Origin of the sequence: Liquorilactobacillus sicerae (genome assembly GCF_029916425.1) — a bacterium.
GTDB lineage: Bacteria > Bacillota > Bacilli > Lactobacillales > Lactobacillaceae > Liquorilactobacillus > Liquorilactobacillus sicerae.
Genome location: NZ_JAHAVQ010000002.1, coordinates 142,322 through 153,535, shown reverse-complemented (window position 1 = coordinate 153,535; position 11,214 = coordinate 142,322). Strand labels below are relative to the sequence as shown.

Annotated in this window: 9 protein-coding genes; 6 read left to right on the top strand and 3 right to left on the bottom strand. The window is 37.9% G+C overall.

Annotation, left to right across the window (positions count from 1 at the left end; all coding sequences use genetic code 11):
• The first annotated feature begins 60 nt into the window (after positions 1 to 60).
• On the top strand, positions 61 to 1,995 hold the full coding sequence (locus KH893_RS01880) for a sucrose-specific PTS transporter subunit IIBC (protein WP_281164473.1): 1,935 nt from the start codon (positions 61 to 63) through the stop codon (positions 1,993 to 1,995).
• A gap of 60 nt (positions 1,996 to 2,055) precedes the next feature.
• On the opposite strand, the gene KH893_RS01875 is transcribed toward KH893_RS01880, so the two are convergent.
• Positions 2,056 to 2,511, bottom strand: coding sequence for an NUDIX hydrolase (locus KH893_RS01875; RefSeq protein WP_281164472.1), 456 nt, complete (start codon positions 2,509 to 2,511; stop codon positions 2,056 to 2,058).
• 784 nt (positions 2,512 to 3,295) lie between these two features.
• Between KH893_RS01875 and KH893_RS01870 the strand changes: the two genes are divergently transcribed.
• From KH893_RS01870 to asd, 3 genes are all read left to right on the top strand, one after another.
• Complete coding sequence (locus tag KH893_RS01870) at positions 3,296 to 4,024, top strand: gamma-glutamyl-gamma-aminobutyrate hydrolase family protein (RefSeq protein WP_281164471.1); 729 nt, start codon at positions 3,296 to 3,298, stop codon at positions 4,022 to 4,024.
• Positions 4,025 to 4,350: 326 nt separating this feature from the next.
• Positions 4,351 to 5,433 (top strand): Ldh family oxidoreductase, encoded by a 1,083-nt coding sequence (locus KH893_RS01865; protein ID WP_281164535.1) that lies wholly within the window; start codon positions 4,351 to 4,353, stop codon positions 5,431 to 5,433.
• Between the two features lie 599 nt (positions 5,434 to 6,032).
• The gene (gene asd, locus KH893_RS01860; RefSeq protein WP_281164470.1) at positions 6,033 to 7,124 is read left to right on the top strand and encodes an aspartate-semialdehyde dehydrogenase; all 1,092 of its coding nucleotides are present in this window, start codon (positions 6,033 to 6,035) and stop codon (positions 7,122 to 7,124) included.
• Positions 7,125 to 7,215: 91 nt separating this feature from the next.
• Here the strand turns inward: asd and KH893_RS01855 are convergent, their stop codons facing one another.
• Positions 7,216 to 8,151, bottom strand: a complete 936-nt coding sequence (locus KH893_RS01855) for an aldo/keto reductase (RefSeq protein ID WP_281164469.1) — start codon at positions 8,149 to 8,151, stop codon at positions 7,216 to 7,218.
• Positions 8,152 to 8,557: 406 nt separating this feature from the next.
• The gene (efp, locus tag KH893_RS01850; RefSeq protein ID WP_281164468.1) at positions 8,558 to 9,121 is read right to left on the bottom strand and encodes an elongation factor P; all 564 of its coding nucleotides are present in this window, start codon (positions 9,119 to 9,121) and stop codon (positions 8,558 to 8,560) included.
• A gap of 315 nt (positions 9,122 to 9,436) precedes the next feature.
• Between efp and KH893_RS01845 the strand changes: the two genes are divergently transcribed.
• Both KH893_RS01845 and map read left to right on the top strand, forming a co-directional pair.
• Positions 9,437 to 9,871, top strand: a complete 435-nt coding sequence (locus KH893_RS01845; protein WP_345803722.1) for a DNA-3-methyladenine glycosylase — start codon at positions 9,437 to 9,439, stop codon at positions 9,869 to 9,871.
• 207 nt (positions 9,872 to 10,078) lie between these two features.
• On the top strand, positions 10,079 to 10,879 hold the full coding sequence (gene map, locus KH893_RS01840) for a type I methionyl aminopeptidase (protein ID WP_281164467.1): 801 nt from the start codon (positions 10,079 to 10,081) through the stop codon (positions 10,877 to 10,879).
• The last annotated feature ends 335 nt before the right edge of the window (positions 10,880 to 11,214 follow it).

Genomic DNA, 11,214 nt, shown 5'->3' with positions numbered 1-11,214 from the left:
CTGAAAATCAGGTATGATTGAAATGTAAAATAAAACGTTTTCAAAAAGGAGTTGTTTAATATGGATCACAAAAAAGTGGCAACTGATGTTATTAAAGCGCTTCATCAAGATAACATTATTGCAGCTGCTCATTGTGCTACTCGTCTTCGGTTGGTGTTGAAAGATGATTCGAAGATCGACCAAAAAGCTTTGGATGAAAATCCAGGCGTTAAAGGGACCTTCAAAACTAATGGCCAATATCAAATTATTATTGGACCAGGTGATGTCAACAATGTTTACGATGAAATGATCAAGCAGACTGGCTTAAGTGAAGCTTCAACAGATGATCTTAAGAAGGTAGCTGACAAGAGCAAGAAATTCAATCCAATCATGGCATTTATTAAGCTATTATCAGATATTTTTGTTCCAATTATTCCAGCTTTGGTTGCTGGTGGCTTATTGATGGCGTTGAACAACTTTTTAACATCTGAAGGCTTGTTTGGGCCTAAGGCATTAGTGACAACTTATCCGGCAATTAAGGGTATTTCAGATATGATTCAAGTTATGTCTTCGGCACCATTTATCTTCATGCCGATTTTAGTTGGTATGTCAGCAGCAAGTCGTTTTGGAGCAAACCGTTTCTTAGGTGCTGCTGTTGGGATGATTATGACAACCCCAGATTTAATTGATGGTAAATATTGGAATATCTTAGGGATGCATGTTTCACAAGCTAATTACCAATATCAAGTTATTCCTGTTTTGGCAGCAGTATATATCTTATCAGTTTTAGAGAAATGGCTGCATAAAAAATTACCAGCCGCTGTTGATTTTACTTTCACACCATTAATTTCATTAATGGTAACTGGTTTCTTGACTTTCATTATTGTGGGACCGGTTATGCGTGGTTTATCAGATGCAATTACTTCGGGAATTGTTTGGTTATATGATACCTTAGGATTTGTTGGAACAGGTATTTTTGGCTTGGTATATTCACCGATTGTTTTGACCGGGTTGCATCAAGCTTTCCCAGCCATCGAAACGCAACTGATTGCCGCGTTTACGCAGAATCATACCGGATATGGTGATTTTATTTTCGTGGTAGCTTCAATGGCTAACATTGCTCAAGGTGCTGCTTGCTTTGCAATCTTTACCTTGACCAAAAGCAAGAAAATGAAAGGCTTGGCTTCTTCAGCAACTGTCTCAGCTTGTTTAGGAATTACTGAACCGGCTTTATTCGGGGTTAACTTGAAGTATCGCTTCCCATTCTTCTGTGCATTAGTTGGTTCTGGAATTGCATCTGCATTAGCCGGATTAACTCATGTAATTGCTGTTTCATTAGGATCGGCTGCGTTTCTAGGATTCTTATCAATTAACGCAAAATCGATTCCAATGTATATCTTATGTGAATTAATTAGTTTCGCTGTTGCCTTCACTTTGACTTTCCTTTATGGCAAGAAAAATAAACAGTTAGTCGATCCAGTTGCTATTACGAGCGCAACTGAGCAGACACAAGTTGAGAAAAAAGCTGCTGATTTGATCAATCAAGAAGCAGGTTTGAAAGATGAAATTGTTTTTGCTCCAGTTGCTGGTAAAGCAGAATCTTTGAGTGAAGTTAACGATAAAGTATTCTCAACCAAAATGATGGGTGATGGAGCAGCAATCGTTCCTAGTCAAGGTGAAATCTTTGCTCCAGTTAACGGGGAGATCACCGTTGCGTATGAAACCAAGCATGCTTACGGAATTAAATCAGACAGTGGTGCAGAAGTTTTGATGCACATCGGGATCGATACAGTTGAACTGAAAGGTAAATATTTTGAATCTGAAGTTACGCAAGGACAGCATGTTAAAAAAGGACAAAAATTAGGCAGTTTTGAGATAGAAAAGATTAAGCAAGCTGGTTATGATCCAACAGTTATGGTAGTAATTACTAATACGGCCAACTATGCTGGGGTTGATCGCATCGAAACTGAACAAGTTAAAGCTGGCGATCGCTTAGTTTCAGTAACCGCTAGATAAAATGATTTCTAAAAAAGAACCACGACTAACAATTTAGTCGTGGTTCTTTTTTTAGGCAAATCAACTGATTTTTAGATATTTTGCAACACAGGTAATCATCTCTTGATTTTGCTGGTTCAGTAACGGTGGTAAAGCTGAAAAATCAAAATATTTAAGACTTAAAGTTTCATCGGTCGGCGAAGTAATCAAGTGACCGCCAACTGGCTTAACAAGGTATAATCGACTAATTACTTGGGCTTGGTCACCGTTGGGATAAGTCGTGAATCCTTGGTCAAAAGTTTTAAGCATGGCTAATGGTTCAACTTGCAAGCCGCTATCTTCAATTAATTCTCGCTGCAAGGTTTCTAAAAAGGTTTCGCCGTATTCCATATAGCCGCCGGGTAAACTCCAATTTTTCGTATCAGTCCGCTCTTGTAATAAGATTTGTTGATTCTTGACGACCGCCCCAGCGACAGCATTTAAAATGATGGGCAGATGACCGACTTTACTGCGGATAGTTTGAATATAATCACTCATAAAAGGTTCACCTTTCTTTCAAAAATTAAAGAATTCTTTATTCAGTTTAGCATAAAAAATAAGTAGTGAGGCAAGGAAAAAGATGGATCAGCAAATCAAGCAAAAAATTTCGAGATCGCATAAGCAGAGTTCACGTAAAGAGTCCCAAAACAGTTATTGATTCAAAATTTTAATAGTCAAACTTAAAAATGATCAAAAAAATCAGCCTAATAATTAAACCAAAATTGATATTACTCAGAAATTTACTGTATTCTAAGAAATAAATCATATTGATTTTTGATTTTTAAAAAGGGGATGGAAGTTATTGAAAGCGAGAAAAAGAAGAAAGTATTGATAGCATTAATTGTGATCGTTATACTTGTAGCAGGTGTTATTTTTTGGAGAAAAAATAATAAAAAAGCAACTTCAGCTTAAATGATCAATCTTTCAGCATCATCGGAGATCTCATCACTTGATATTTCAAAAATTGATGATCGAAATTTGTTTAATCAGATAGACAATGTAGATAAATGTTTGTGCAGATATGATGAAAATGCTGTGTCATATAAGCTTTAGCTGCTCAGCAAGCTGGGAGCTAGAAATTCCATTTACGCGGGCAATGCGGATCGGTGGTGGAATTGACGGTAGCGAACTCCTATATTATCAAAGGATTCCAACAATTTGTGTTGGAATCGCGGTACGTTATGAGTTGCTTGGCTACCAAAATTTAAGATGGTTAAACTGCTCAAACAGATCATTTTAAAACTTGATGTAGCAACAATTGCAGGATTTTAGGGGGATAATGATGCAAAAACCAATTATTGGAATTACAGCGGGAAATTTAAAATTTCATGATACCAAACGAACATTTGTCAATCAAAATGATATTCAGGCGATTATTAATGCCGGGGGAATTCCCGTACTTTTACCACCACAAGTTAAAGACGAACTTGATCGGTATATAAAAATTTGTGATGGTTTTTATTTTCCGGGTGGTCCAGATGTTTCGCCGTTCTACTTTAAGGAAGAGCCCACCGTGGGATTGAGCTTTGTTGAAAGAGCGCGCGACAGACTAGAAATCGAACTGATTAAAAAAGCAGTGGCTGCAGGAAAAACCTTATTGGGTGTTTGTCGCGGGATGCAAGTGATTAATATTGCTTTGGGCGGTGATGTTTATCAAGATCTCACCAAGCAGTTTGTCGAACCGCAAAAGCTTTTTCAGCATGCACAAAAGGGTGATATTAACGAAGCTTCTCATCATATCAAGATTACAGCAGGGACTCATTTGGCGAAGATATTTGCTGAGCAGACGTTGGCGGTTAATAGCCATCATCATCAAGCAGTTAGGCGAGTTGCTGCCGGTTTACGCGTCGCAGCACGGGCGGCCGATGGTGTGATCGAGGCAGTTGAATCTGAAAATTCGCCACAGATTTTAGCTGTTCAGTGGCATCCAGAGTTTTTAGTAGAAACGATTCCAACTATGCAGTCAATTTTTGATGATTTTATTCTGCGGATTCCGGTTAAATCGAATTGACAAATCAGTTAATTAGGATTTAAATAAAAGGCAAGTTAATATTTCTTTGAGAAGAGTAAGCAGCCTTAGTTTTTAAAGAGAGCGTCAGCTGGTGAAAGGACGCAAGCGCGAGGTTGTCGAAGATGAACTCAGTTGATTTTTGATTGGTGCAAGCTGGTCAGACGGTAGGAACCGTTATCTTGCCGGGCACTTGAGGCCGTTGAGACTTATTATTGAAGTAATAAGCAAATTGCGAGTGGTACAGCGAGATAGTTCGCCCCGCACTGTGGATTAGTCAATCCATGGTGCGGGGCTTTTTTTATTTTCAAGAAAGAAGGAAGATCATGATGCGAGTAAGTGTAAATGCAGAAAAAAAGTTTTTGCAGCAGGTTTTTAAACAAAATGGTTTTACAGAAGAGAATGGGGCTTTATTGGCCGATATTTTAGTTGATGCAGATTTACGAGGAATTTCCTCACATGGGATTCAACGCTTAGCTTGGTATGAACGAATGATTGCTGATGGTACGATTAAACCGGCAAATCAAGTGAAAGTTTTAAAAGAAAGTCTGACAAGTCTCTTAATCGATGCTAATGGGAATATGGGTCAGATTGCATCAGCTTTTGCAATGAAAAGCTTAATCAAAAAAGCTAAAGCAAATCAAGTTGCAATGGCAGTTATCCGCAACTCTAACCATTTTGGAACAGCAGGTTATTATTCTCGCTTAGCAGCCAAAGCCGGCTTAATCGGCATTTCAACAACTAATACGCGTCCGCTGGTGGTGCCGACTAATGCGATTGAAGCATTCTTAGGCTCAAATGCATTTGCGTTTACTTTTCCAGCTGAACCGCATCCGTTTGTTTTTGATGGTGCAACTTCAAGTGTTTCTAGTGGGAAAATCGCTGTTTTGGCTAAAAACCAGCAGCCGATTCCTGGTGAGTGGGCAGTTGATCGTGACCGACAGGTGATCCATGATTCAGCGCAAGCATTTAAGATTTTATCAGAAGCAGCCTTTACGGAGCATCAATCGGGTGGTGGTGTTTTAACCTTAGGTGGCAATCAAGAAACTAATTCTAACTATAAGGGCTTCGGTAATTCATTAGTAATTGAGTTATTGACCGGAATTTTGGCGCAAGGGTCAATTTCAGCTGATACCAGCAAAGGCAAACATGATTTTAGTCAATTCTTCATGGTGATCGATCCAGCCTTTTTTGGAGATTTAGAAGTTCTAAAAGCTAAAGCAAGCAGCATGTTTAACAGAATCAGAAAACTAGATCATATTCCTGGGACCAGAATCATGATTCCTGGTGATCGTGAGTACCGCAACTATGACCAGAATTTAAAACAAGGGGTTGTGATCGATCCTAAAACGCAGGAAGAAATAGCGGAAATAGCTAAGAAATTTCAGATTAACCTGCCAGATGCTTTATAATCATCAAGCAAACCATCGTTTTAGTTTAAAAGCTTGGCAGCTCAAATAAATTCGCGTTTAAGAGGAGCTTAATTTTAACGTCCGATGTTGTTAATTTGACGATCAAAGTTCATTAATTAACTTGAAAGAATCTTCTTTAAAATCGGCAATAAAAAAATTGGCTATGATTTTACGCGACCGACAACTGGTCGACTGATATCAAAAATTTTAATTAGTCGCTTAGCTTTTCAGTATGGTCCTTCAAGGATTGCTTGTAAGATGATTTGATCTTCTGAAACTTGTTTATCTTGACTTTGTTCTCAAAGTAATTTAACGGTTGCTTTCTGCAAGTCGACGGGAATCGAATTTGTAAGTTATCGATGGTTGCAATCTTCTCCTTGCTAATCTTATCAGATCTTAATTTACGCCGCAATTTACGCTTGTCTGATTTGATAGTCAGGCAGATTTATTTTACAGCTGGAAATTGAATTTTGAGCCAGTAAGTGGTCTAATATAAAACTAAGTAGATTAATAAAATTTCTGAAACTTGCGAATTTTAATTGATTTTTAAGATTCCTTACCTTTATGATAGTAATAAAGAAAAAAGCGAGGTTTGAAAAATGAGTGAAAAATTAAAAGTCGGTGTGCTTGGTGCAACTGGAATGGTTGGCCAGCGTTATGTAACTTTATTAGCTGGTCATCCTTGGTTTGAGGTGGTGGTCGTTGCTGCCAGTCCGCGAAGTGCTGGGAAAACTTACCAACAAGCAGTTGCTGGCCGTTGGAAAATGGCTGATCCAATTCCAACAGCTGTTAAAAATTTGACAGTTTTAGACGTTAATCAGATCGACAAAATTGCGAGCCAAGTCGACTTTGTCTTTTCTGCTGTTAGCATGTCGAAAGCTGCTATCAAAAAGATAGAAGAAGACTATGCTAAAACCGAAACGCCAGTTGTTTCTAATAACAGTGCTCATCGTTGGACACCTGATGTACCAATGATCGTACCGGAGATCAATCCTGATCATAGTGAAGTTATTAAATTTCAGCGGCAACGCTTAGGAACGAAGCGCGGCTTTATTGCCGTCAAGCCCAATTGTTCGATTCAAAGTTATGCGCCGGCTTTATCAGCTTGGATGAAATTTGAGCCAACACAAGTGGTCGCAACAACTTATCAAGCAATTTCTGGTGCGGGTAAAAATTTTGATGATGCGCCGGAAATCTTAAATAATGTTATTCCGTACATCGCTGGTGAAGAGGAAAAATCTGAAAAAGAGCCATTGAAAATCTGGGGAAAAGTCGATGAACAAAAAGGTGAAATTATCTCTGCAGCTACACCAGTAATTACCAGTCAGTGTTTACGAGTCCCAGTTTTGTATGGTCATACAGCGGCAGCTTTTGTCAATTTCAAACAACAGCCAACTAAAGAAGAATTGATCAATGCTTTGGAAAGTTATGCTGGCGTACCGCAAGAACTTGGTCTGCCAAGTGCGCCAAAACATTTTATTCAGTATCTGACTGAAGATGATCGGCCACAAGTTCGATTAGATGTCAATTTTGAAAATGGGATGGGGATTTCAATCGGACGTTTACGACCTGATAAGATTTTTGATTGGAAATTTGTTGGCCTGTCACATAATACGGCTCGTGGAGCAGCTGGCGGAGCAATTTTATGTGCAGAATTATTAAAAGCACAAGGCTATATTACAGCTAAATAATTTTAGTTGTGTAAAAAAGTAGGTTTCTAAATTGGATTTTCATCTAATTTAGAAACCTATTTTACTAATTTGGTCGAGCAGCTTGCAATTCTTACGGCAGATCATTTCCAGCTGCAAAATAAATTTGATACCACTCTTGCCGTGAAAGAATAATTTCTGCACCAGCGGCACTGTCAATAATATGTTGAGGATTCATAGTACCTAAAATAACTTGAATGTTAGCTGGATGCCGTAAAATCCAAGCGGCGGCAATTGCATTTTTAGATACTTGATATTTTTGCCCAAGATAAGCTAAGACTTGATTTAAACGTTCAAATTTAGGATTATCAATAAAAGTTCCGGCAATCACTCCATATTGAAACGGTGACCAAGCTTGGATCGTCAGGTGGTTTAATCTAGCATAGTCAAGGATGCCGCCGTCATGATCGAGGCTGCGGGTATCCTCCATGTTAACGTGCATGCCAGCATCAATCATTCCAGTATGCATAATGCTAAACTGCAACTGATCGATCAGCAATTTTTGACTCAAATCAGCTTGGAGCAATGCAATTTGTTGTGGATTGAAGTTTGAAACCCCAAAATAACGAACTTTACCAGTTCGTTGTAGTTCGTCAAAAGCAGCTGCAACTTCACTCGGCTCCATTAACGGATCAGGTCGATGCAACAAAAATGAGTCTAAATAATCAATCCCAAAGCGTTGCAAGATGCCATCAACAGTTTCGATCAAATGTTGTTTAGAAAAATCATACCAACTCTTTGAAAAATCGCTTGCCGGAATTATTCCACCCTTGGATTGAATGAACAGTTGCTCGCGCTGAATGTTAGCCAGTTGCATGGCTTGGCGAAAGACCTTTTCCGATTTTCCACCACCATAAACATCGGCTGAGTCAATGTAAGAAATTCCTGCTTTGACAGCTGTTTTTAAGGTTTGCGCGGCAGCTTGTGGTGTGAGCGCATTCATTCGCATGATGCCTAATGCCATAGCTGGAACTTGCAAGGCCGTTTGACCTAATCTAATTGTTTTCATCTGCTGCTCCTATTCTTTAGTGATCAATAAATTTATAATTTCTGGATATGACTGCTTAATTTTCAAGCTGCTAAATTTAAAAAAATCTCAGTTCGATTTACCCAAAACTGAACAATTCATTTTACAATAGATTTTTAGAATTGAAAAATATTTAGCCATGAACTAAACGTCAGTTATCATCTAATGCCGGAAAATAATTTTAGAAAGTTTGATTAAAATTAAAGTAGCTTGATAAATATCCCTTTGGCTGCATCTGAAGGTCCTTTTTACCAAAGATTCCGTCATTCATTTTGAACGACATACTAGGAAATGTGACGGATTTATCTTTAGTTTGACAAAAAAATAGCTTACCAGATTTACCTTGATAAGCTATTTTTAATCTTTGGAAATCAAAGCGAGACCAAAGTTAATTTTGGGCTCTTTGCTTATAAGTTCCATCGGTTGTGTTGATCGTCAGGACTTCACCTTTTTCAATAAAGTTTGGGACAGTAACAACTACCCCAGTTTCCATTGTTGCCGGTTTGCCACCACTAGCTGCCGTTGCACCTTTAATATTTGGCTCAGTTTCAGCAACTTTTAAGTCAACCGTTGTCGGCAGATCTAGTCCAATTAGTTCACCTTTGCAGAAGTTAAGTTGAACTTCCAAATTAGGAACTAGATAATCAAATTCAGTTTTAATTGTTTTAACTTGAACTTCATATTGTTCATAAGTGTCCAGGTCCATAAAATAAGCGACATCATCTTGACGATACAAATATTGAGCAGTCTTTTTATCAATGATCGCCAATTCAACTTTTTCAGTTGGCCGCATCGTCGTTTGAACAATCGCACCAGAACGAACATCATTGAGTTTCATTTGCATAACGGTGTTGCCCTTGCCAGGTTTGTGGTGATTTGTTTCCAATACTTTAATCAATTTTCCATCTTTTTCAAAAATCATGCCTGCTTTTAAATTAATTGCTTCAGTCAAATTTATCTCTCCTTTGTATAAACAAAAAGTTTTCAAGAAATCAAATTTTCAAACAGGCGGCGGAAGCGGGAAAGCAAAACCAATATGTAGCATGGATTTTCACCAGTCCTTTGCTTTTAAATAGTCTACAATTACTATTATACAACTTTTTTGCAATTAAATTTTGGAGAGGTAGATTTTATGATGCGTGTTAAAGTAGAATTAAGATGATACTTAAAATGAAGTCAGAAAATTACACGTAAAGAAGGGTACAAAATTAGCAAGTTAGAATTATTTTTTGGACAGCAGTCAACGGAAGTTATTGCGCAACAACTTTTGGGAAAGAAAATGGTTTATCACAGTCAGCAAGGCCAAATGACGACCCTGATCGTTGAAACTGAGGCTTATTTGGGGCAAAAGGATTCAACTGCTCATGCTTTTCAGGGACATCGGAGTGTAGCTAATGAAGCTTTATATGGTCCACCGGGAACGATTTATATTTTTTCATTACGAGGGCGAATGATGCTTAATTTTATTACTCAGCAACGAGAGGTACCTCAAGGGATCTTAATTCGCGGGATCGAGCCAATTGCTGGCAGAGAAATAATGGAACAGAATCGCTCAAAACAGGGCTTTGAATTAACTAATGGACCAGGCAAACTAACTGAAGCTTTAGGAATTACAGATCGTACCTTGAATTTAACACTTTTAAATCAAGGAAGCTTAAAGCTTGATTTAAGCAAAGGTTATCAACCAAAAAAAAATTATTAGTGCTCCGCGAATTGGAGTCAGTCAGCGCGGATCATGGACTGATAAGCCATTGCGCTTCTTGGTAGCTGGAAATCCGTATGTTTCACAAATACCAAAGCAGCAAATGGATCTGATAAATCATGGTTGGCAGAATTTTTAGACAGTTTTTAAGTTTTCTAAAGCGTATAATATAGGTGAATCTAATTTTAAATCAAAGGGAGAATTTTTTTGCTTACTTTAAAATCACAACGAGAAATTGAAGGTATGGCTCATTCAGGTGCAATTTTGGCAGCAGCACATAAGATGTTGAAGCCTAAATTGTATGTTGGCATGGATACTTGGGAAATTGAACAATTAATCGATAATTTCATTCAAGCACACGATGCAACTGCTTCGGAAAAGGGAGTTGATGGTTACAAATATGCAACTTGCATCAGTATTAATGAAGAAGTTGCCCACGCAACGCCACGGAAGGGCTTGAAATTAAAGAATCATGATGTAGTTAAAGTTGATTTTTGCGTCAATTGGCATGGCTATCAAAGTGATTCAGCTTGGACTTATGTGATCGGCGAATCGACACCGGAGATTGATCATTTAATGGAAGTTGCCCATACGGCACTTTATTTAGGCATTAAGCAAGCTCAGCCAGGCAATCGGATGGGAGATATTGGTTTTGCTATTCAAGATTATGTTGAAAATCAAAATCATATGGGGGACGTTCGGGAGCTGATAGGGCATGGAATTGGGCCATCAGTTCATGAGGATCCGGAGGTTTATCATTATGGTGTCAAACATCATGGCTTACGGTTACGGCCCGGAATGGTGATCACCATCGAGCCAATGGTCAATGCCGGCGGTGACTGGGGTCTAGAAACAAAAGTCGTTCCAGCAACTGGCTGGGAATATTATGTTTCTGCGGATCACAGTTTGTCTGCTCAATATGAGCATACCTTGGCAATTACGAAAAATGGTCCCAGAATTTTGACTTCACAAGATCCAATTGGTGATAAAAAATTTTTGTTAGGTTAATTTATTAAGAGTAGCAGATAGATTCTAAAAATCTATTTGTTGTTTTTGTATGTATAATTTAGAAAGAAATATTTGATTTTGATTAAAAATATAATTTCTAGTTGTCAATTTGGATTATTCAGTTATGGAGCACATGAACTACTATGCTAATATATATCAGTTTCCTTGAGAATACTATGTGATCATATTTTCTTTGCATTTTTTTCAATATAATTTTAGGGGCTTAGATAGAGTATTTTATTAACTGTGAAGGAATATTATCAGGAAAAAAGGTTATTATAATTTTATCAAGTTGCATAAGGTCGAGGATCTGTCATATATTATATAGACAATTT